This is a genomic window from Streptomyces sp. NPDC005752, assembly GCF_040630715.1.
In the GTDB taxonomy this organism is placed as follows: domain Bacteria; phylum Actinomycetota; class Actinomycetes; order Streptomycetales; family Streptomycetaceae; genus Streptomyces.
This window is the reverse complement of the sequence record NZ_JBEXYB010000015.1, coordinates 53,820-75,309: the sequence shown is the minus strand read 5'-3', so window position 1 is coordinate 75,309 and position 21,490 is coordinate 53,820. Positions and strand designations below refer to the sequence as shown.

Here is a 21,490-nt window from a genome sequence, read left to right as displayed (position 1 = left end):
CTGTCACCCCAGGTGCACCATCAGTGACGTGTGACCAGCGTGACCCAGGGGGTGAGGCTCCGCAACTCGCGGTGTCCGTACCGGGCCGTAGCGTCAGTTCCGCCGGCCCGCGGCCCCTCGCAGCGCCTCCAGGAATCTGCGGACCGGCGCGGCCCCGCCGGGCCTGCGGTTGCGCTGGCCCATGGTCAGCCGGTACCGGACCCCGTCGATGCGCGCGACCGCCGAGTCGGCTGCGGGGAACCACGGCCTCCCGGCGCTCACCGCCGACACGGGGGCGCTGGCGATCTCCCGCCCGTTGCTCGTCAGCAGCGCGATCCGGCCATCCTTGACGATCACCTGGCCGGCCCTGGTCAGCGACCGCGCCCACCGCTGGATCCTTACGTCACTCGCGCGGAACTCCGCCGCGCCGAACTCCGTCACGCCGAAATCCGCAGCGCTGAACTCTGTCTCGGCCATGGCGACTTCGCCCCCCTTGTACCGGCTTCTGCAAGTCTGCCCGCCGACAGGGCTCGTGCACCAGACCGCACCGCGATTGATTCCGGCCCGGATACCGGTCCGGGGCGCTCTCGGAGGGCAGGAGCCCCGAACACCTGGGCCAAGGGAGGGCTATGGGAGGTCAAAGTGAACGTTTGTGCAGGTGGGGGGAATAACGTGGGGCCCACTCAGTACTGCCGTCATCCGAAGGAGACCTCTGATGGACACCGGTGCGCGCACACCCGGCGATGGCGTCATGGAGACCGTGGACGTCGACCGGAGCGATCCGGACTACCGGGCCTGGCTCAAGGAGGCGGTGCGCAAGGTCCAGGCGGACGCCAACCGTTCGGCGGACACCCATCTCCTTCGCTTTCCGCTGCCGGAGCACTGGGGCATCGACCTCTACCTCAAGGACGAGTCGACGCACCCGACGGGCAGCCTCAAGCACCGGCTCGCCCGCTCGCTCTTCCTCTACGGGCTCTGCAACGGCTGGATCCGTCGCGGCAAGCCGGTCATCGAGGCCTCCAGCGGGTCGACGGCCGTATCCGAGGCGTACTTCGCGAAGCTGATCGGTGTGCCGTTCGTCGCGGTGATGCCCCGCACCACCAGCCCCGAGAAGTGCCGCCTGATCGAATTCCACGGCGGTCAGTGCCACTTCGTCGACGACTCGCGCCGACTGTACGAGGAGTCGGCGGCACTCGCGGCCGAGACCGGCGGGCACTACATGGACCAGTTCACCTACGCCGAACGCGCCACCGATTGGCGCGGCAACAACAACATCGCCGAGTCCGTCTACCAGCAGCTGAAGCTGGAGCGGTACCCGGAGCCCGCCTGGATCGTCGCCACCGCCGGCACCGGCGGAACCTCCGCGACCATCGGACGCTACGTCCGCTACATGCAGCACGACACACGGATCTGTGTGCCCGACCCGGAGAACTCCTGCTTCTTCGACGGATGGACCCGCCACGACCAGCTGGCGACCAGCGACTGCGGCTCCCGCATCGAAGGCATCGGCAGACCCCGGATGGAGCCGAGCTTCGTGCCCGGAGCCATCGACCGGATGATGAAGGTGCCCGACGCGGCGAGCGTCGCGGCGGTCCGGGTGCTCGAGCGTGCCATCGGCCGCAAGGCGGGCGGCTCGACCGGCACCGGGCTGTGGAGCGCGTTCAAGCTCGTGGCCGAGATGGTGGAGCGGGGAAGCACGGGCAGCGTCGTCACACTGTTCTGCGACCCCGGCGACCGTTACCTGGACAAGTACTACTCGGACGAATGGCTGAGTGGTCAGGGCCTGGACATCCGGCCCTACACGGAGACGATCGACCACTTCCTGGCCACCGGCACCTGGCCCTCCTGAGCCGGCCCGCGGGGTACCCGCGCGGCCGGGAGACGCCTCCGGAAGTTCCCGGTCGCGAGGAGGGCCACCCGCTCCTGCACGAGGGCCCCGCCCCGCCCCGCCCCGCACCTCCGGACGGCGACACCCTCGGCCCGTGCGCGCGGTCAGGGCGCTCAGTCGTCGAGCAGGGTGGCGAGCACCCGGCCGAAGACCCGCCGCCCGGCGCCCGCCAGCAGCGGATCGGCCCACCGGGGCAGCAGTCTCACGCGCAGTTCCTCGACCCAGATCACATGCGAGCCCGACTCCGTCGGACGGACATCGATCGACGCGCGGCCTCGCACCACGGAGCCCCGCTTCTCCAGCAGGCACAGTCCCGCCCGGCCGGCGGCGGGCGGGGTCCACCGCACCACTTCCATCGGATCGTCGAAACCCAGCGGCCCCACGCCGGTACGGGCGACGAAGACCGTTCCGGTGCGGGTGGGCGGGCCCGCCGGAACGGTGACCGACGTCAACGGAACGGTCCCGCCGTGCCGCTCCCAGTCGGTCACCCGGCGCCACGCCTCGGCGGCGGGAAGGGGAGTGAAACGTTCGATGCGGAATAGGGCCACGTCCCGATCCTAGGACGTCCCCCGCCCGCGGGCCCCGGAGCGGAAGCCGTCGGCGTCGCCCGGCGGCGGACTACTCGTCCGCCGGTCCGCCCGCCACCACCAGTCCCGGCAGGTGCTCCTCGATCTCCTGCCGGGCTGTCACCGGCAGGCCCGCGTCCGTGACGAAGGCGTCGACCTCGTCGAGTGCCGCGAACGAACTCAGCCCCACCGTGCCCCACTTGGTGTGATCGGCGACCACGACGACCCGCCTGGCCGCCCGCACGAAGCGGCGGTTCGTCTCGGCCTCGGCGAGATTCGGCGTGGAGAGACCGGCCTCGACCGAGATCCCGTGCACGCCGAGAAACAGGACGTCGAAATGGAGTGAGCCGATCGCGCGGTCCGCGACCGGTCCGACGAGCGAGTCCGAAGGCGTGCGGACCCCGCCGGTCAGGACCACCGTGGCCACCCCGGCCCGCGACCCGCCCGTCGCCGCCGGACGCTGTGCGCCGTGGAAGACATCGGCGACCCGTACCGAATTGGTCACCACCGTCAGCCCCGGCACGTCCAGGAGATGGCGGGCCAGCGCGAACGTGGTCGTGCCGCCGGAGAGCGCGATCGCGCTGCCGGGCACCGCCATCGCGGCCGCGGCGCGTGCGATGTCCTCCTTCGCGCTCAGTTCCAGCGTCGACTTGGCCTCGAAACCGGGCTCGTGCGTGCTCGCCTCGACGACCGGTACCGCCCCGCCGTGCACCTTCTCGATGACACCCTGACGCGCCAGCGCGTCCAGGTCCCGGCGGATGGTCATGTCGGAGACACTCAGTTTGCGGGTCAGCTCGTTGACCCTGACCCCGCCGCGCTTGCGGACATCGTCCAGGATGAGAGCGCGCCGCTGCTCCGCGAGCAGGTTCTGGTTCTCGCTCAACGCCGGGCCCCGGCCCTTCCCTCTGTCCGCACGGTCCGGCAGCGTTCCTGCGGGACGCCCACATCCTCCCACGCACCCCCGCGGGCCGTCCCACTGGGGAGATTCGGTGAGAGCCGCTGCGGCGGACGCCTCCTGTCGGCGATGGTGGTGACCACGCATCAGTTCCACCACCCGGCCGCCCCCTTCCTTCGGCCGCGAGCCGCACGGACCAGAGAGCGAGGCACCGACATTGCCCCATGCACCCCGGGCCGAGGCCGAACAGAGCAGCGGCGCCGCACTCGAACTGCTGGTCCACGGCGTCGGCGGAACCACTCCGCAGGAGATGCTCGGCGATCCGCGTACGACCAGGATCACCGGTGACGCCACGGCTGCCGTGTACCGGCGCACCGAGGACGTCGGAGCCGAACAGCACCCCGAGCGCCACCGGGACGGGCCCATCGCCGAGGCGTACTGCTGGTCCAACCTCACCTCCGGCAACGGCGCCCGTGCCCTGTGGCTGTTGCTGCTCCCCTTCATGGTGGTCAATCTCGCCCACTGGATGAGACCCACCGCGGCGGGGCAGGGCCGTGCGGTCCGCCTCTACGGGATCCTGGTGCGGCTCGTCGCCCTCAGCCTCACCGTGCTGCTGACCGCCGCGGCCTGCGAGGTCGCCCTTGACCTGGTGGCCTGGCAGTGCGCGGGCACACCCGAGTGCGCCGGGCAGCGCTCATGGCTCGGCTTCCTGTCCGCACAGCAGGACGGGTGGTTCTCCCGACCCGGACGCCGGCTGGCCGTCGCCGCGTCCGTGCCCGCCGCACTGGTGGGACTGCTCTGGTACCTGTCCAACCGCACCTGGAGCGCCTACGAGGCCCAGCGCCCCCTGTCCTGGGACGAAGCGGACACCGTGACGGCGGGCGCGGACGCCGACGAGGCGAGGGACGTGGCCGAACGGTCCGTGCCGGTCCGCCCCGCTCTCGGCAGGCCCGGCTTCTGGTACGGACGCAGGCTGGTCGCCCGGCTCCGCGCCGCGCACACGGCAGCCGGATTCCTCACTGTCGCCGCCGCGGTCTGCGGCACCGCGGCCCGGTACGACCGGTCCTCCGACAGCCCCGTACCCGCGGTCGCCGGCTTCCTCCTCGAAGCCGTACTCGTACTCTGCGGACTCGTGACCGTCGCCGTCGTCTGCCACCGGGGGCGGAGCGAGCGACGCCTCGACAACCGGGTCGACCGGGCCGTGACCACGTTCCTGCCGGGCACCGCCCTCATCCTGCTGGCCTGCGCGGTGGTGTACGCGGGCTGGTCGCGTCCCGGCTGGGTGTCCACGGGCACACTCCCCGGCGAGGCGGCATTCCGCGCGCTCGCGCTGGGGCAGGGACTGCTCGTCGTCCTGCTCGCCGCGGTGGCGCTGAGCCTCTACCGGCGTGCCCCCGATCCGCGCACCACCCTCCACGGCCTCGGCGGCCCCGCGGTGGCCATGCTCGCCTGCGCCCTCGGCGGTGTGATGACCGGAGGGATCGCCCAGCGGGTGGCCGACTGGCTCGACGGCCCGGGAACCCCCGGCATGGGCGCGGGCGCCGACATAGCGGGACCGCCCGTGCTCCTCAGCTGGCAGGCCTCCGTCATCCCGGTCCTGCTGCTCCTCCTGCTGCCTCCCGTCATCTGGCTGGCGGTGCGCACCGTGCGCCGAGCCCGCCGAATGGGACCCGGGATCGAGGCGGAGTACGAGGAGAAGCACCCCGAGCCCGGACGCACCCGGCAGATCGCCCGTACCCGGGCCGCCGCCGCGCTCACCGACTCCGCCCCCGGGATCCTCGGACTGCTCTCGACCGCCACCCTGCTGCTCGGCATCGCAGCGGTGACCGGATCGTGGCTGACCGGCGAGGTACCAGGACTCGCGACGGACGGCACGGGCCCGTTCGTCGAATCACTCGCCGAGACGGCCCAGTCGACCGGCTCCTGGCTGACGGGATTCGGCGTCATACTCTTCGTCACCTGGGGCCGTCGTGCCTACCGCGACGTCTCCGCACGCCGCACCATCGGGATCCTCTGGGACGTGGGCACGTTCTGGCCCCGCGCCGCCCATCCCTTCGCACCGCCCTGCTACGCCGAGCGGGCCGTCCCGGACCTCTCGTCCCGGATGTGCGCGTGGACCGCGAGCACCCGCGGCAGGCTGGTCATCTCCGGCCACTCCCAGGGCAGCGTGCTCGCCGCCGCAGCCGTGTGGCAGCTCCCCGACCCCGCCCGGAACCGGGTCGCGCTGCTCACCTACGGTTCGCCGATCGAGCGGCTCTACGGGCGCTGGTTCCCGGCCTACTTCGGCCGGGTCCCGCTCGAAGGGCTGCAGCGGTCCGTGCACTGCTGGCGCAACCTCTGGCGTTCGACGGACCCCATCGGCGGTCCCGTGCGGATCGACGAGGGGCAGGGTCACGAAGTGGACCGCGGCCCGCTGAAGGATCCTCTGGTCTACGGCCGCACCACCCGACACCCGCTGCCGGAACCGGTTCTGGGACACTCGGACTACCAGGCCGACCCGGTCTTCGCCGTCGAGCGCGCCGCCTTGCTCGAAAGGCTGGGGCCCGTCGTACCCCAGCAGCCGGGCGCGGACGACCGGGGCGGCGCCGCTCAGGGAAGCGCCGGAAGGTCCTGGGGGTAGAGCATGGTCAGGTCGTCCGTGCTCGGCTCGGTGAGCTGGGCGACCCGGCCCGCATGCTGCTCCACCATCGACTCGAAGGTCTGCCGGGCCGTCCTGCCGTTACCGAAGGCGGGGCCCTTGGGAAGGGCCGTGAAGTACTTGAGCAGCGCTTCACCGGTCCCCTCGGCCAGGGTGTACTCGTGCTCGTCGCTCTGCTGTCCGACGATCCGCAGCAGTTCCTCGGGCTCGTAGTCGCTGAAGGTGATGGTCCGCGAGAAACGGGACGCCACACCGGGGTTGACGGTGAGGAAGCGCTCCATCTCGTGGGTGTACCCGGCCACGATCACCACCACGGCGTCACGGTGGTCCTCCATCAGCTTCACCAGCGTGTCGATGGCCTCCCGGCCGAAGTCCCGGCCGGAGTCCTCGGGCGACAGGGCGTACGCCTCGTCGACGAACAGGACACCGCCGCGTGCCCGGTCGAACGCCTCCTGGGTGCGGATGGCAGTGGACCCGATGTGCTCGCCGACCAGATCGACCCGGGACACCTCCACGAGATGCCCGTGCTCCAGGACACCGAGCGAGGCCAGGATCTCCCCGTACAGCCGTGCCACCGTGGTCTTGCCCGTTCCGGGGGAGCCGGTGAAGACCAGGTGCCGGCGCACCGACGCCGCCTTCAGGCCGGCCAGCCGGCGGCGGCGGCCCACCTCGATCATGTCCGTCAGGGCGCGCACCTCGCGCTTGACGCTGTCCAGGCCCACCAGCGCGTCCAACTCGCCCAGCACGGCTCCCGAGTCGCGCACCGGCTCGGCGGGAGCCGTCGGGGCGGCGGCGGGCTCCGCCGTCCGCTGCCCGGGCATCGCACCGAGCAGACCGGGCGTGCTCTGCGTAGCGGTCAGCACCGCGGGGGCCGGGGGAGTGGCACCGCGCAGACCGCTCTCGTCGCTGGTGCAGTCCTGAGCCACCGGTCCACCCGCGCTCCCGTCTCCACCGGAGCCGTCGGCGAACTCGTAGCCGCCGCGTGCGCACCGCTCGGTCCGGCACCGGGTGAGGGTGGAACGGCAGCCGTCCATCACATGGAAGCCGTAGCCCTCGCTCCCCGTGACCCGGCAGCTCTCGAAAGTGCCCCGGCCCTCGGCTGAGACGTAGAAACCGGCCTCCGCGGGCGAGGAGACCGTGCACCTCTCGATGGTCGGGTCGGCGCCCTTGGTCACGATGACCCCGGTCTGGGCCGCGTCGATCGTGCAGTTGTTCAGCGTTCCCCCACTGCCGTGATCGCGGAACCACGCTCCCGTGGAAGCCTCGCGGATCCGGCAGTCGTCGAGCTGCGCGGTGGCTCCGTCGCTCACCGACACCGCCGTGTTGCGGATCTGCGACAGGTCACTGTCCACGACGTCCGCGCGTGAGCCCCTGTCGAGGACGAACAGGGCGTCGGGCACGTCGTGCACGCGGCACGAGTCGAGTATCACCGTGGCACCGTCGCTGACCCACACCGCCGGGTAGTCGCCCGTACTGTCGTGGATCTCGCACTGGTTGGCGTCGACACGGGTGCCGGGGTCCCACACCGAAAGCCCGTTGCGGCCGAATCTGCGGACGGTGGAGCGGGTCAGGGTGAGCACCGAACGGGAACGCAGGTCGACCGCGTTCTCAGGGATGTCGTGGATGTCGCAGTCCGCCAGCGTGAGGACCGCGTCGGTGTCCAGGGTGACACCGTCCGCGGACGTACGGTGCACGGTGCAGTCCGTGAGGTGCGCGGTGCCGCGGGCCGTGACCTGCACCCCGCTGCCCTTGATCTCGTACACCTCGCAGCCGACCGCCTCAAGGCCGCTGCCCTCCCCGGTCACGCTCAGTCCCGCACCCGAGGAGTGGTGCACGCGGCACCGCTCCAGACGCGGGTGCGCACCGTCGCGCACCGCGACACCGGACTGCCCGGCCGAGACGATCTCGCACTCCTCGAACACACCGCCCGCGCCGTCGAGTACGGCGATGCCCACGCCGGCCGGGTTGTCGACCGTGCAGCGTCGCACGGTGGGCCGGGCCGCGCCCCGTACCTCCATGCCGGCGGCCGACCTGGTCACGATGCGCAGATCCGACAGCTCGGGTGCGCCCTCCTCGACGAGCAGGGCGGGGGCCGCCGCGTCCTGGCCCTCCACGTGGATGTCCTGGACGACGGCCGAGGCGCGGACGGTCAGGGGCACGCCGTCGGACGGCGCGATCCGTACGGAGCCGGCGGACCCCTCGGGGCCGCGCAGTGTCACCGCGCGGTCCACGACGAGATTCTCCCGGTAGGTGCCGGGGGCGATGGTGAGGACGTCACCGTCCGCCGCGGCTTCCAGAGCGGCGCTGAGGGAGGCGTATTCGCCCGTACGGCGCCGCCATCGCGATGTACCGGTGTGCGTCACCTGGACCGTGCCCTGTGCCATGGTGCTGCTGTGCCCCCACCTCGTGCCGTGTGCGCTGCCTCGTGCCTGTCCGCGCGGGCCGCCGGTTCACCGGCAGCCCACCGGCCCGCCTGCCTAGGAGTCGGGCGGGCCGGTCCACCGTAGCGCGCGCGAGGGGCGCGGGTTGACGGGTCGGCTGCCCAGGGGCCCTCCCCGGCCGTGCACGAGGGAGAACCGCGCACGCCGTGGTCAGCTGCCCGTACCCGTTCTGCCCCAGTCGGGGCCGACTTCGGCCCAGGCGCGGTCGAGGCGGGCGTACCGCCTTTGCATCATGCGCCATACGACGAGCCTGCGAGCGATCTCCGTCAGACCGACCGCGAGCAGCGCCGCACCGATCCCGGCGAGCGCCGCGTGGGTGTGGGCCGTGGGGATGTCCATGGGGCGCATCACGGGGTGGCCCAGATCGTCCGTCCAGATCCGGATCCGGGTGCCTGGAGCGGTCTTCCTGGACGCCGTCGACACGGTGCCCGTGCGTGCCGTACCGTCCGGGGCACGCCAGTCGGCCACCACCGGCGTGCGCATGGAACCGTCCGTGACGGCCGTCTCGGGATCCTGGGCGAAACGGGAGGTGCCGGAGGCCGCGCGGACCACCAGGGCGGCGGTGAGGTGGCGTTGCGCGTGCTGGGCCCGCACCGTCCGCTGCAGGGCGCCGTCCGTGAGCGAACCGGTCTTCCAGCCGAGAACCGGTGCCGCCAGCAGCATCAACAGCAGTGCGGCCAGAGCCACCCACGCCTCGTGACGGTCGGTGGCGCGGCACACGGGATTGCGCCGCCACCGCCGGATTTCGAGAACCGCTCGCACAGTCGTGCACCCCCCTTCCCTGACCGTGATAACCCGACAGGACCACGATTACGTTCCCCGGCGGCGAAGAGAGAGCAATTTCACGCCGCCAACACTCCCCGTGCCGCCGCGAGTTCCGGTGCCGTCGCCGCTCCTGCGGTCATCCGAGGACTCGCACCGGGTCCCCGGCCCGGATCGTACCGCTGCCCTCCGGGATCATGTTCTGGCCGAAGAGGAGATGCCTCCCGTCCCGGCGGTGCCGGGCGAGTGTGCGCAACGGTTCCTTGCCCCGCTCCGCCGTCCGCTGGTCGGTGGTCGTGACGACGCACCGTCCGCACGGCTTCACGACGCGGAAAGCGACCTCCCCGATCGCGATCCGCCTCCAGCCGTCCTCGGCCCAGGGCGCAGTGCCTTCCACGACCACGTTCGGCCGGAAACGGTTCATCGGCAGCGGGCCCTCCTCCGGATGATCCCCCTGGGCCACCAGTGAGTTGAGTGCGTCCAGCGAGGAACGCGTGGTGAGGAGCAGGGGGAACTCGTCGGCGAGTGACACCGTCTCGCCCGGCCGGCCGAACTCCGGATCGACGGGCCTGCGGTGCGACGGCGCGTCGAGATGGACGAGCCGGACCTCCGCACCGAGACGCGCGCCGAACCAGGCGTGTGCGGCCCCCGCGGCCACTGCCACCTCGACCCTGCTCCGGTGCAGCTCCGCGGCGACCGTGCGGACCGGATCGGGCACTTCGACCGTCAGCGACGGGCTCCCGGGTGCCGACAGAGCCAATCCGCCACCGGGCAAGGGATCGGCGGACAGCTGTGCCATGCGCGGCTGCTGACGCTGGGTGACGACCCTGTCGTCGGTGTCGATCAGCATCCAGCGGCGGTCACCGCCGAGTCCCCACGGCTCGACGACGGCCTGCTCGGCCGCGCACGCGGCCAGCGACTTGACCGGATGGATGTACACGGCCCCGAGGACAGGAGAAGACATGCCCTCATCCTGCCAGCCGTCACCGACAGTGGAGGCAGTTCCCCGTCAGTACCCCCGGCTCTGGTACGGCCGGTTGTAGGGCTCCTCGTACGGCGACTGCGCGGGAGCGGGCCTGGGGGACGCGGGACGCATCGACTCGTACCCCGTGCCGGGCCGCTGCTGCTGCGGCGGCTGCTGCTGATAGCCGCGGCTCGCCGACGGCTGCTGCTGGTAGCCGCGGGGCGACGACGGCTGCTGCGGGATGTACGGCGCCGGCGCGTGCTGCAGCTGTGCGGGCTGCATGGCCGGCGCCTGCTGCATCCCGGCGCTCTGGTACTGCGGCTGCGCCGCCTGCTGCGGGTAGCCGTAGGACCCGGTGTGCTGCGACGGGGCCGCGGGCAGGGCCGGGAGCGCCGACGGCAGCGCCGGCAGATAGCTGTTCCCGGTGTCGTAGGCGGCCGGGACCCGGATCGGTGCGATCTGAGGGGTCCCCCGCTCGGCGACCAGGGAGTCGTAGATCGGGGTGTCGGGGAACGACGGCGCGGCGTAGTAGCCGCTGCCGTAGGTGGAGCGGGGGGAGGTCATGACACATAAGTTAAGCCCACGATGTGCCGGTTGGGGAGACCCAATCTTCGGGTTATCCGATTTGCTCTATTTTCGGCCATCTGACCTGGCAAAACATCGTTACGGACTCCTCCGGCGGCGAAGGCTTGCCGGTGAAGATCCGATGACGCTCCGTGGGTGCCGTTCAGGGTGTCCCGTCGGTGGGCTCCGGCTCCGGATTCCAGTCCAGGAGCCGCACCTTCGCGACGGCGCGGACATGGCGTCGCATCGCTGCGGCCGCGGCCTTGCCGCGCTGTCCCTCGATCGCGTCGAGGATCGCCCTGTGCTGGGTCAGGGAGCGGCCGGGCCGGTGGGGCTGGCGCAGGGACTCGTGCCTGCTCTCGGTGATCTGGTCGGCGATGGACCGCATGAACTCGGCGAGCAGCGCGCTGTGGGCGGCCGCCGTCACGGAGGCGTGGAAGCGCCGGTCGCCTTCGACGCCGTGGCCGCCGTCGGCGATCTCCGCGGCCATGTGGGCGAGCGACGCCCTCAGCGCGGTCAAGTCCTCCTCGGTGCGCCGGTCCGCCGCGAGTTCGGCGAGTTTAGTCTCCAGCGCCTCGCGCGCCTCCAGCACATCGGGCAGCCTGCGCCGGCGCTCGACGAGCCGTTCGACCGGTTCGGCGTCCAGCCCCCTTCCGAGGAGGTAGGTGCCGCCTCCGTGCCGTACCTCGACGAGTCCCTGAACCTCGAGGACGACGATGGCCTGCTTCACCGACGCCCTGGACACGCCCAGGCGTTGGGCGAGGTCGCGCTCCGGCGGGAGTCTGTCGCCGGCCACCAGACCGCTCTCGGCCGCGTAGGAACGCAGCCGGTCGAGCACTTGCTCGTACAGTCGTGTACGCCCCATGGGCCGCAGTGCGTCGGACATCCCCTGCCCCCTTCGGGAGGGCCCCCGCGCCCTCCTGGCTCCGGAAGCCTAACAGCGGCCAGTGGTCCAGAGGCTGAACCAAATGACGCACGCACCCTTGACGGTTCCCAACGCGACCCCGACTCTGAGTGCCGTCAACAGGCTGAGTGGCTCATCCACTTGGCCAATGAGGGTCGGCTCGGACGGGAGCCCGCAATGTCCGCGGAACTCATTTCTATCCTCGCACTCGTGGTGGTCTTCGTGATCGCCACCACGCGCTCGATCAACATGGGCGCGCTCGCCTTCGCTGCCGCGTTCGCGGTGGGCGAGCTGGTCGCCGACCTGGACGCGGACGGCATCTTCGCCGGATTCCCGGGAGACCTCTTCGTCGTCCTGGTGGGCGTCACCTACCTGTTCGCGATCGCCAGGGCCAACGGCACCACGGACTGGCTGGTGCAGGCGTCCATACGTCTGGTCGGCGGTCGGATCGCCCTGATCCCCTGGGTGATGTTCGTGATCACCGGGGCGCTGACGGCGATCGGCGCGGTCAGCCCGGCCGCGGTGGCGATCGTCGCGCCGATCGCCCTGAGCTTCGCCGCCCGTTACGGCATCAGCCCGCTTCTGATGGGCGCGATGGTGGTGCACGGAGCACAGGGCGGCGGCTTCTCACCGATCAGCATCTACGGCACGATCGTGAACGGCATCCTGGAGCGCGAGAACCTGCCGGGCAACGAGATCGCGCTGTTCCTCGCCTCCCTGGTCGCCAACCTGGTCATCGCCGGCGTGGTGTTCGTGCTGTTCGGCGGTCTGAGGCTTATGCGCCACCGCACCGCGGAGAGCACGGACGACCCACCGGAGGAGGCGGGTGCCCGGCTCGACGGGCCCCGCGCAGCCACTCTTCTCTCGCTCGTCGTTCTCGTCGTCGCCGTGCTCGTCTTCGATCTGGACGCGGGTCTGACCGCCATCACTCTGGCCGTGCTGATCAGTGCCGTGTGGCCGGACACCAGCCGCAAGGCGGTCGGTGCGATCGCCTGGCCCACCGTGCTGCTCATCTGCGGCGTACTCACCTACGTCGGCGTGCTCGAGGAGATGGGCACCATCACATGGGCCGGGGAGGGAGTCGGAGGTATCGGAGTCCCGTTGCTCGCGTCCCTGTTGCTCTGCTACATCGGCGCGATCGTATCGGCGTTCGCTTCGTCGGTCGGCATCATGGGCGCGCTGATCCCGCTGGCCGTGCCGTTCCTCGCGCTCGGAGAGATCGGGGTGGTCGGGATGATCGCGGCACTGGCGGTGTCGGCGACCGTGGTGGACGTAAGCCCCTTCTCCACCAACGGCGCTCTCGTTCTCGCCGCGGCGCCGGACGTCGACCGGGACCGGTTCTTCCGGCAGTTGATGGTGTACGGCGGGGTCGTGGTCGCCGTGGTGCCGGCCGCGGCGTGGCTCGTCCTGGTGGTGCCGGGATTCGGATGACTTCCGGCAGGCACCTGGCTGAGCCCTTCGATTCCCCGCCGGTGGGGGCCGGTGGCGTGGAGCGCCTGATCCTCCGCCCTCCGGGCAGGGGCCCGTCCGGTCCCGCGAAGAATGGCACGCGTATCCGGTCCGGGCCCGGGACGGCCACTGGGCACGGAACACCTTCTCCTCCCACGGAAAGGCAAGTCCATGATCAGTTCGTTCCTCACCAGAGCCCGCCGCCGTCGGGTGCCGTCGGCCGGACTCCTCCCGATCGCCCTGGTCACCACCGCGATAACGGCAGCTCTCGTCCTCCCCGCCCCGGCGACCCAGGCCGCGGGTGACAGCGCATCCGGACAACGGCCCGGCGCGCGGGGCTGGTTCACGACGTGGGTCGGCGCACAGCACGACCTCGCCCCCGCTCCCTTACGTGATCAGACCGTCCGCATGATCAGCCACCTGAGCCAGGGCGGTGACGCACTGCGCATCCGGATCCAGAACACGTTCGGAACGACCCCCCTCGCGGTGAACGCAGCCACCGTGGGAATCACCGACGGACGGAGCGCCGCCACACAGGGACGCCCACGCCCCGTCACCTTCGGCGGCCGGCGGGAAGCGGTGATCCCGGCCGGCGGCGAGCTGTGGAGTGACCCCACCTCCCTGACGACCCGCGCCCAGAGCGACGTCGCGGTCTCCCTGTCCGTCTCCGGCACCGTCGTCCCGGGCCGGCACCAGACCGCCTTCCGCACCAACTACCTGACGGAACCGGGCACCGGCGACCACACCCGTGACGCGAGCGGAGCCGCCTACACGGAGACGACCGAGTCCACCTACCTGGTCACCGCCGTGGACGTACACAATCCGCACCTGAAGGGCAGCCTCGTCGCCTACGGCAGCTCCGTGGTCGACGGGGTCGGTTCCACCGACTGCGGACCCGGCTGCACGGAATTCGGCACCAACCGCCGCTGGACCGACGGTCTCGCCCGGCGGATCATCACGGAACTCCCTCCCACACGGCAGCTCGCGGTGGCCAACGCCGGTGTCAACGGCACCACCAGCGCCGCCGACTGCCCCGAGCTCGCCGGACACCTCCGCGGCCTCGACGCACAGGCACGCCTGGAGAGGGACGTCCTCGCCCTCCACGGAGTCACCGGAGTCCTCTACTACTACGGCACCAACGACCTTCCCGCAGGATGCGACGCCCCACAGGTGCTGGCGAGTTACCGCGGCACCTTCCGCCGTCTGCACGCTGCCGGGATCAAGGTGTACGTCACTCCGGTGACCCCCCGCCCGGGCTACACCGATGAGCACAACAGGAGCCGCCACGCCATCAACTCGTTCGTCTCGAAGTGGAACAACTGCAGCGACACCTGCGACGGCGTCATGGGCTTCGACCAGGTCCTCAAGGACCCGCTGAAGCCGAACGCCATCAACCCGCCCTATGACACCGGGGACGGTGTCCACGCGAACATCTCGGGGCAGCAGGCCCTGGCCGACACCCTCTCGCTGCCGATGCTCGCATCCGCCGCACGGCGGTCATGACGCTCCCTCCCGGCGTCCGTGGCCGCAGGCCGAGTCTGTAGCTCTGCCTCGTCCCCGACCGTCCGCCGGAGTAGGGGTGCCGGTGGCGTTGCCGATGAGACCGGGCTCCGGCACAGCTCTCGTGGCGGGCGCTCCGGTTCAGATGTCGGCAGGCCCGAGTGTGGTGGCGTGGCGGGAGGCCGCACGAGTGGGCGGCGGCGTAGTGGTTCGATCTGGCGGAAGTGAGCCGCTGTCCGGCTCGGCCGATCACGTGCTCGGCTGTGGCTGAGCACTCGAGTTGGTGTCTTTCGCCAGATGACGAGCTCAGTACGGGTGGTGCTCAGGGAGCACGGAATTCCTTCGCCTCCGGGTACGCCACGTGGGTGCAGCCGCGCCGCTTGGTGATGTCGTCGACGTACGTGCGGAACAGGGCCGACAGCGTCTGCGGGCCGAGCACGTTGTCATACGTGTAGCTGGAGCTGAGGGTGTGCAGGGCGGGCTTGCCATCGCAGATGGAGGAGGCCCACCACACTCCGCTTGCGTGTCCGGCCGTCCCTGCTTTGATGATCTTGCTTTCGCCGCCAGTGTCCTCGTATCCCACCGTGCGCGCCTCTGCTCCGAAGTAGGAGACGGTGCGCAGCCACCAGGGCGAGTGCGTGAGCGCACTGCTTGCGTAATCGCGGTCGTCGTCGTGCAAGCCGTCGGCGATACGGCCCACCTGGTCGGGGCTGACCGCTAGAAGGCAGCTTTCGATCGGGTATGCGTCCCGTGCGGGTACTGCGAGGGCACGGTCGGGCAGCCCGCCTTGCCCTCGCTCCTCGAGGTGTCGGGCAAACCAGCGGCATGACTCGTTCGCCGCCTGCGCGGGACGGAGGCCAGACGGTACGGGTGCCAGGTGCTCAGGCAGGGCGGGCAGTCGGGTCTGGCAGCCGATCCGCTCGGTGAGCTCCGCGGCGGCCGAGCGGGCGATGCGGGCGAGGCGCTCACGGTCCGCTGCGGAGACGTCCTCGTAGTCGGCGCGGGCAGTAACGTTCAGGAGCTTCGGGGCCGTCGCGCGGCTGCCGGGGCCGCACTCGGCGCGGATGGTGGTGTACCAGTTGCCGTACCGGCCCAAGGTGCCATCGCCGATTGGTCGCGGTTCGGGGCGCCGATCGGCGATCGCGGTGACATCAGGTTTCTGGCTGCCGTGACTGGCGCGGAACGGTTCTAGTTCACTGTTGTCACCGATCCGGTACAACGGCTCGGAAGTGTCGCTGCCCCGCACCGCCAACGTGAACAGGCCCGTGGTCTTGCCGGGACCAAGCACCTTGTAGACGGTGCAGGAACCGGGCAGTTCGCCTACATCGAGCCTGGACCCGTCGTAGTCGCTGCCCTTCGCCCGGACCATCCCGTCCTGCAGGTCCATCACCGCAGCCGGGGACACGAGCCGATCACATGTAGCGCTGATGTCGCGCTCGCTGGAGGCGCGGTCCCGGATGTCATCGACCGTCAACCAGCCCGCGTACAGACTCAGCCCGATCCCGCCACACGCCGTCCACTGCCACAGCCTGATCCACCCCGCGCGCATCGCACACTCCCCCTCTGAACCCGTCCGGCGCGATCACTGCCGCCCGGGCGTCGAGCGTAGATGTCCGACCTCAGGCAAGTCGAGGCAGGGCGGCCGGGTCGGTTGGTCGGCCTGGAGCGCGGTACCGGTGTCGCCACCGGCCCGTCTCTCCAGGCCGCTCGCCGAACCCGGTGTACCCGTTACCGAATACCGGGCTCTCCACAGTTCCTGCCGTGAGCTGTTCGTCAGGCGTTCGTCCAGGGGGTTGGGTCGCGTCGCCCCGGTAGCGGTACCGCGTAATTGCAGGTGTCCGCGCCGGGTTGACCAGTTCCACCCCGTCCACGCGATCGGCAGCCAGGACCCGTCGCGTCCAGGAAGCCACCTGCAGATGTCCTTCCACGACCAGCGGTGCAGCGTCTTCAGCCACATGACCGGCCTTGGGTCGAGGCCCCCATCAAGCATCGATTATGGCTACGGTTTCCTGGTGAACGAGGTCTACGGGTTGAGTGGGTCCGTGTTGGTGATGCGTGGGCCGGAAGTCGTCATGCGGGTGTCGGCCGGTGTGGCCGACGCCGGGACAGGTGCGGTGTGCACGTCGGACACACAATTTCGGGTCGCGTCGGTGAGTAAGTAGTTCACCGCGGCAGCGGCGATGCTTCTGATTGAAGACGGGGTCATTGCCGCGGATGTTCCGATTGTCGAGTGGCTGCCCGACTGCGCGCCCGGGTGGCAGCATGTGACGCTGCACCACCTGCTCTCTGGGCTGCGGTCGCGCTGCTGGAGGGCGGCGAAGTCGGCGTGCGCCGTCTCGATGGCCTCCGGGTACGCCTGGGCCTTCTCGTGCTCGGCCAGCGCCCGGTAGATGCTGGAAAGGCTGGGGCTTTGTCCTTTGCGGCGGCCGGTGGGGATGAGCAGGTCGGGCTGGATGGTCTCGACGGTTTCGCCCTGGGCGCGGCGACGGAGCACGGTGTGGAGCATGTCGTCGGTGATGACCGGGGGCCGGCCTCCGTGGTTGCCCTTGCGGGCAGCGGTGTCGAGTCCTTCGAGGGTGGCCTCGCGGATGTTCTCGCGTTCGGTCTCGGCCATCGCGGCGAAGAACCCGAACAGCAGGCGTCCTGGACCGCTGGGGTCGTACATCCCCTGGAGAGGTCCGGCGAGCATCTCCAGCACCAGGCCGTGGGCGGTGAGGTGGTCGGCCAGGGTTGTCAGTTCTGCGGCATCGCGTCCCAGGCGTTTCATCTCGTAGACGGTGAAGATGACCCGGCAGTGCGGGGCGTGGGTTTTGATCTCGCGGGCGGCGGTGAGGGCTGCTTCGAACTGCGGGCGGACCCTCACGCGGGTGCTGATCTTCTCGGCGAAGATCTTGTCGCGGGGGATGTGCTTGGCCGCGAGGGCGCCGAGCTGTGTCTGGAGTTCCTGGGTGAGGGTCGAGCCTCGGGCGTATCCGATGCGGATGTCGGCGCTTGGGGTGTCGGGGTCGACGGGCGCGGGTGCCGGGTCGCCACGGCTGGCCGGGGGCACGGTCGGAGGGGGTGGGCACGCGCAGGAGTTTCGCGAGCCGGGGCACCTTGGTGAAGCGGCCGGTGTGATAGGTCCCGGTGACCGCGCCGGAGCGCGATCGGCAGGGTGAGCCTGGCGATGCGTGACAGCGTGGGCAGGTGTGGCGCTCGACGTCGTCCGCTTCGGACGTGGGTGCGGTTCGAGGGCCCGTCATGACCCCGGATGCTGTCACAAACATTTCTCAGAACATGCCTGGTTCCACTTTTGAGTGAGATCGAGTTGTGACAGTGAATCCGCGATCCGGACCGCTCCCGCCGATCATTTTCGATCTTACTCCGGGAAAGGGTCGTTTATGAGAATGGCTTAACGCGTCCCCCTCGGAGTAGAGCGCGCTGGATCTGGTGGGCGATGGAGCGGCGTACCGATGTCGATGTGGTGGTGATGATGACCTTGGAGGGAAGGTCGAGGCCGCGGCTGATGTCGTCGTACGCGGTCTGGTAGCCGTCAGGCAGCTCTGCCTGGTGCAGCCTCAGGTCCTCCTCGACAAGACGCCTCAGCTCGTCGATGTTCTGGGGCGTGAAGTGCTTCTTCCCTCGGGTGAGTGCGTTGACATAGCGGGTACAGCGTGCGGTTCCATCGAATGTCTCAGAGATCTCCTCAGCGAGGCCCCAGAGTCGCCCTTCGAGCCAGGGCGCGTCGCGCTGGTCGAGGGAGATCCCCGTCTGGGGGCGCGGCTCATCGGTCTTGCGCTTCGCCATCTGTTTGGACACGGCGGGCTGGCTCATGTCAGTGAGCTGCGCGATACGTTCCTGCGTCCAGCCGAAGCCTGCAAACACCCTGATCATTTCGGCGCGTAGCTTTCGCATCTCCTCGCCCGCACGGATGACCTCGTTCACGCTGGCGAGCATCCGCTCGGCCTGTTCCTCGGTCAACATCTCGGGGGTCTGGTGCGTGCTTTCTTCGCTTGCCACAACCCGGTTATACACTAGAACGCCCTCGCTCATAACCTGGTTGTACAACCAGGTTATGCCTGACAGGATCCGCCCCATGCCTACCTTCGCCGCGCCTGACGGAACCCAGCTCTCATACCGTGTGATCGGTGATGGCGACCCGGTCGTCTGCATTCCGGGAGGTCCTGCGGACTCCGTCTACCTCGGCGACCTCGGCGGCCTGTCTACGTACTGCCAGCTGATCGTCCTGGACCTCCGCGGCACCGGCCGGTCCGCGATTCCCCAAGACACCTCCTCCTACCGCTGCGATCGCCTGGTCGACGATGTCGAGGCTCTGCGTGAGCACCTCGGCCTTCCCCGGATAGACCTGCTCGGCCACTCCGCCGGCACGAACATTGCGACGCAATACGCGGCCCGGCACCCGGAGAAAGTCAGCAAGCTCGCCCTCATCGGACCCAGCACCCGCGCTGTCGATGTAGCGATCAGGGGAGAGACGCGGCGCGAGCTCGCGGAGCTTCGGAGGAACGAGCCGTGGTTCCCGGCAGCGTTCGCCGCCTTGCAGGCGATCACGGAGGGCACGGGCAGCGACTGGGAAGCTGTCGCCCCCTTCTTCTGGGGCCGGTGGGATGCCACGGCACAGAAGCACCACGCAGCCAGCCAGCCGAGCAATCAGGAAGCTGTCGCTCTCTTCGCAGCCGACGGCGCCTTCAACCCGCAAAGCACTCGTGCGGCGCTCGCCTCCTGCGAGGCCCCCGTTCTGCTACTCACCGGAGAGTTCGATTTGAACAGCCCGCCTGTGTCCGCGGCTGAGTTCGCGGAAGTTTTCCCTGACGCCACGCTCGTGGTGCAGCCGGGAGCAGGCCACTATCCGTGGCTCGACGACGCCGGCTGGTTCGTGGCGACCACGGTGGCATTCCTCCATAGATGACCTAGCCTCGCGCTTTCACTTGAGTTCCGTCCGGATCATGGGCGGGAACGTGAAAGTGCCTTCTGAGCTGGGACGATGAACCTTGTCTAGGGGTTCTGTCGGTCCAGGCGGAAGGCACTTTCTACGTGCAGGGTATCGGTTCGCGTCCCAAGCTCCATGTCTCTGCTGACGGTGCGGGGGTGGTTGGTCACGCCGGAGCGCGGCTGCTGGCTGATCTTGCCGATGCCACCGGGCTGACCAGCTCGTACTTTGCCGCTCTGAGCCCACTTCGGCCACGCGGTACTGGTCATGTCCCGGGCCGTATCGCCGCCGATCTCGCGGTGATGCTCGCCGATGGCGGCGAGGCGATCGGGGATCTGGCCGCGCTGCGGGACCAGGGCGAGGTGTTCGGCCCCATCGCCTCGACGCCGACGGCCTGGCGACTGCTGGCCGCCATCGACGAACGTGTACTGGACCGTCTGCGCTCAGCCCGCGCCCAGGCCCGCGAAGTAGCCTGGCTGCAGGCGTCCGAGACCCGCTGCGGCATACCGGCGGCGAAAGCCGACGGGCGGGAACTGCCCGGCCTCGTCCTGGACATCGACGCCACGCTGATCACCTGCCACTCCGAGAAGGAGGCGGCCGCACCCACCTACAAAGGCGGCTTCGGCTTCCACCCGCTGCTGTGTTTCCTGGCCAATACCGGCGAGGCCGTGGCCGGGCGGCTGCGACCCGGCAACGCCGGAGCCAACACGGCCGCGGATCACATCGCGGTACTGGACGACGCTCTCGCGCAGATCCCCGACCCCCACCGGCACGGCACCGACATCCTCGTCCGCACCGACAGCGCCGGGTCCGCGAAAGCATTCCTCACCCACGTCCGGGACCTGCGAACACGGGGAATCCGCACCTTCTTCTCAGTGGGATACGCGGTCACCGAACCAGTCCGCCGCGCGATCCGGGCCCTGCCCGAGCAGGTCTGGCATCCCGCTCTCGACCAGGACGGCACCCTGCGCGAGTCCGCCGAGGTCGCCGAGCTGACCGGCATGCCCGGCCTCGCCGGCTACCCGGAGGGCACCCGCGTCATCGTCCGCCGCGAACGCCCCCACCCCGGAGCCCAGCTCTCACTCTTCGACCAGGACGAGGGCATGCGGCACCAGGTCTTCCTCACCGACACCCCCATCACCTCCGGCCCGGCCCAGTTCCTGGAGGCCCGCCACCGCCAGCACGCCACCGTCGAGGACCACATCCGGCGCGGCAAGACCACCGGATTCGACCGCTTCCCCTCGCGCCGCTTCGACGTCAACGCCGCCTGGCTCGAACTCAGCCTCGCGGCCATCGACCTCCTCGCCTGGACCCGCGTCCTCCTGCTGGACGGCGAACTCGCGACTGCCGAACCCAAGAAACTCCGCTACCGGCTTCTGCACGTCGGCGCCCGGATCACCCGCGGCGGCCGCCGCATCCGCCTTCGCATATCCGCGACCTGGCCCTGGCGACATGAACTCGCGGCCGCGTTCCACCGCCTGGCCGCACTACCCCGTCCCGCCAGCTGACCCGCCGTCCCTGCCCACCTCGACCCAAGGACCTCGGAGAACCCGACCCCGCGCCGGGCCGTCACCATGCCCACCGGCCGACACGGCCTCAAACAATCTCGCTCGTCCGCCCACCAGCTCCAACTGAAACGCCGAGGCTAAGGGGTCATGGCCCAGGCAACGCTGGAAACGCCCAATCGGCCTTTACCGCGCACCCGATCCCAGCGCACGACCCGCCTGCGAGCCCACCACACGCACCCAATAGGCCGAGCCAGAAGTGCCGTAACGGCGCGGGCGCCATAAGGTCAACACGAACCGGGAAGCCCGGCGTCGTCGTCTGCTCCGGAAGTGGTCATAGTGCTGGTAGTCACCTTCATGGGCCGGACCGCCCTTTCCGCTCCGGGGACGGGCGCGGGATACAGCATCTGGTCTTATAAAATTGAATCCACAGGGAGCGGATCCAGTGGGGGCGGTGAGCTCTCGGCGGGGCTGAGAATCGCGCTAGGCCTACCCCGTGAGGTGGATG

Annotated in this window: 17 protein-coding genes; 6 read left to right on the top strand and 11 right to left on the bottom strand. The window is 70.0% G+C overall.

Going from position 1 to position 21,490, the window contains the following annotated elements; translation table 11 throughout:
* Window positions 1–93: 93 nt before the first annotated feature.
* A complete protein-coding gene (locus ABZ441_RS15065; RefSeq protein ID WP_205020831.1) occupies window positions 94–456 on the bottom strand; it encodes a hypothetical protein in 363 nt (120 codons plus the stop codon).
* A gap of 238 nt (window positions 457–694) precedes the next feature.
* Between ABZ441_RS15065 and ABZ441_RS15060 the strand changes: the two genes are divergently transcribed.
* Window positions 695–1,828 (top strand): PLP-dependent cysteine synthase family protein, encoded by a 1,134-nt coding sequence (locus ABZ441_RS15060; RefSeq protein WP_358973037.1) that lies wholly within the window; start codon window positions 695–697, stop codon window positions 1,826–1,828.
* 152 nt (window positions 1,829–1,980) lie between these two features.
* On the opposite strand, the gene ABZ441_RS15055 is transcribed toward ABZ441_RS15060, so the two are convergent.
* Window positions 1,981–2,415, bottom strand: coding sequence for an SRPBCC family protein (locus ABZ441_RS15055; protein ID WP_358973034.1), 435 nt, complete (start codon window positions 2,413–2,415; stop codon window positions 1,981–1,983).
* Window positions 2,416–2,485: 70 nt separating this feature from the next.
* Complete coding sequence (locus ABZ441_RS15050; protein WP_358973031.1) at window positions 2,486–3,316, bottom strand: DeoR/GlpR family DNA-binding transcription regulator; 831 nt, start codon at window positions 3,314–3,316, stop codon at window positions 2,486–2,488.
* A gap of 229 nt (window positions 3,317–3,545) precedes the next feature.
* Here ABZ441_RS15050 and ABZ441_RS15045 point away from each other — a divergent pair, with 229 nt between their 5' ends.
* Window positions 3,546–5,948 (top strand): hypothetical protein, encoded by a 2,403-nt coding sequence (locus ABZ441_RS15045; protein WP_358973027.1) that lies wholly within the window; start codon window positions 3,546–3,548, stop codon window positions 5,946–5,948.
* Here ABZ441_RS15045 and ABZ441_RS15040 read toward each other — a convergent pair.
* The 5 genes from ABZ441_RS15040 to ABZ441_RS15020 form a co-directional block, all read right to left on the bottom strand.
* On the bottom strand, window positions 5,918–8,350 hold the full coding sequence (locus tag ABZ441_RS15040; RefSeq protein WP_358973024.1) for a right-handed parallel beta-helix repeat-containing protein: 2,433 nt from the start codon (window positions 8,348–8,350) through the stop codon (window positions 5,918–5,920). The two genes, ABZ441_RS15045 and ABZ441_RS15040, sit on opposite strands and share 31 nt — an antisense overlap.
* Window positions 8,351–8,557: 207 nt before the next feature.
* The gene (locus ABZ441_RS15035) at window positions 8,558–9,169 is read right to left on the bottom strand and encodes a hypothetical protein (RefSeq protein WP_358973021.1); all 612 of its coding nucleotides are present in this window, start codon (window positions 9,167–9,169) and stop codon (window positions 8,558–8,560) included.
* Window positions 9,170–9,308: 139 nt separating this feature from the next.
* Entirely contained in the window at window positions 9,309–10,133 is an 825-nt protein-coding gene (locus tag ABZ441_RS15030) for an MOSC N-terminal beta barrel domain-containing protein (RefSeq protein WP_358973019.1), read from the bottom strand.
* A 45-nt stretch (window positions 10,134–10,178) separates the two neighbouring features.
* On the bottom strand, window positions 10,179–10,697 hold the full coding sequence (locus ABZ441_RS15025; protein ID WP_358973016.1) for a DUF6643 family protein: 519 nt from the start codon (window positions 10,695–10,697) through the stop codon (window positions 10,179–10,181).
* A gap of 163 nt (window positions 10,698–10,860) precedes the next feature.
* Window positions 10,861–11,583: a FadR/GntR family transcriptional regulator gene (locus ABZ441_RS15020; RefSeq protein ID WP_358973013.1), complete on the bottom strand. Its 723-nt coding sequence runs from the start codon at window positions 11,581–11,583 to the stop codon at window positions 10,861–10,863.
* A 195-nt stretch (window positions 11,584–11,778) separates the two neighbouring features.
* Between ABZ441_RS15020 and ABZ441_RS15015 the strand changes: the two genes are divergently transcribed.
* A complete protein-coding gene (locus ABZ441_RS15015) occupies window positions 11,779–13,032 on the top strand; it encodes an SLC13 family permease (RefSeq protein ID WP_358973010.1) in 1,254 nt (417 codons plus the stop codon).
* 189 nt (window positions 13,033–13,221) lie between these two features.
* Window positions 13,222–14,553, top strand: coding sequence for a GDSL-type esterase/lipase family protein (locus tag ABZ441_RS15010; RefSeq protein ID WP_358973007.1), 1,332 nt, complete (start codon window positions 13,222–13,224; stop codon window positions 14,551–14,553).
* A 319-nt stretch (window positions 14,554–14,872) separates the two neighbouring features.
* Here the strand turns inward: ABZ441_RS15010 and ABZ441_RS15005 are convergent, their stop codons facing one another.
* From ABZ441_RS15005 to ABZ441_RS14995, 3 genes are all read right to left on the bottom strand, one after another.
* Window positions 14,873–16,024: a hypothetical protein gene (locus tag ABZ441_RS15005; protein WP_358973004.1), complete on the bottom strand. Its 1,152-nt coding sequence runs from the start codon at window positions 16,022–16,024 to the stop codon at window positions 14,873–14,875.
* 549 nt (window positions 16,025–16,573) lie between these two features.
* Window positions 16,574–17,599 (bottom strand): recombinase family protein, encoded by a 1,026-nt coding sequence (locus ABZ441_RS15000; protein ID WP_358973001.1) that lies wholly within the window; start codon window positions 17,597–17,599, stop codon window positions 16,574–16,576.
* Window positions 17,600–17,928: 329 nt separating this feature from the next.
* Entirely contained in the window at window positions 17,929–18,549 is a 621-nt protein-coding gene (locus ABZ441_RS14995) for a sigma-70 family RNA polymerase sigma factor (RefSeq protein WP_358972998.1), read from the bottom strand.
* A 76-nt stretch (window positions 18,550–18,625) separates the two neighbouring features.
* On the opposite strand from ABZ441_RS14995, the gene ABZ441_RS14990 reads away from it, so the two are divergent.
* Window positions 18,626–19,456, top strand: a complete 831-nt coding sequence (locus ABZ441_RS14990; protein WP_358972996.1) for an alpha/beta hydrolase — start codon at window positions 18,626–18,628, stop codon at window positions 19,454–19,456.
* Window positions 19,457–19,581: 125 nt separating this feature from the next.
* Entirely contained in the window at window positions 19,582–20,985 is a 1,404-nt protein-coding gene (locus tag ABZ441_RS14985) for an IS1380 family transposase (RefSeq protein WP_358972984.1), read from the top strand.
* The last annotated feature ends 505 nt before the right edge of the window (window positions 20,986–21,490 follow it).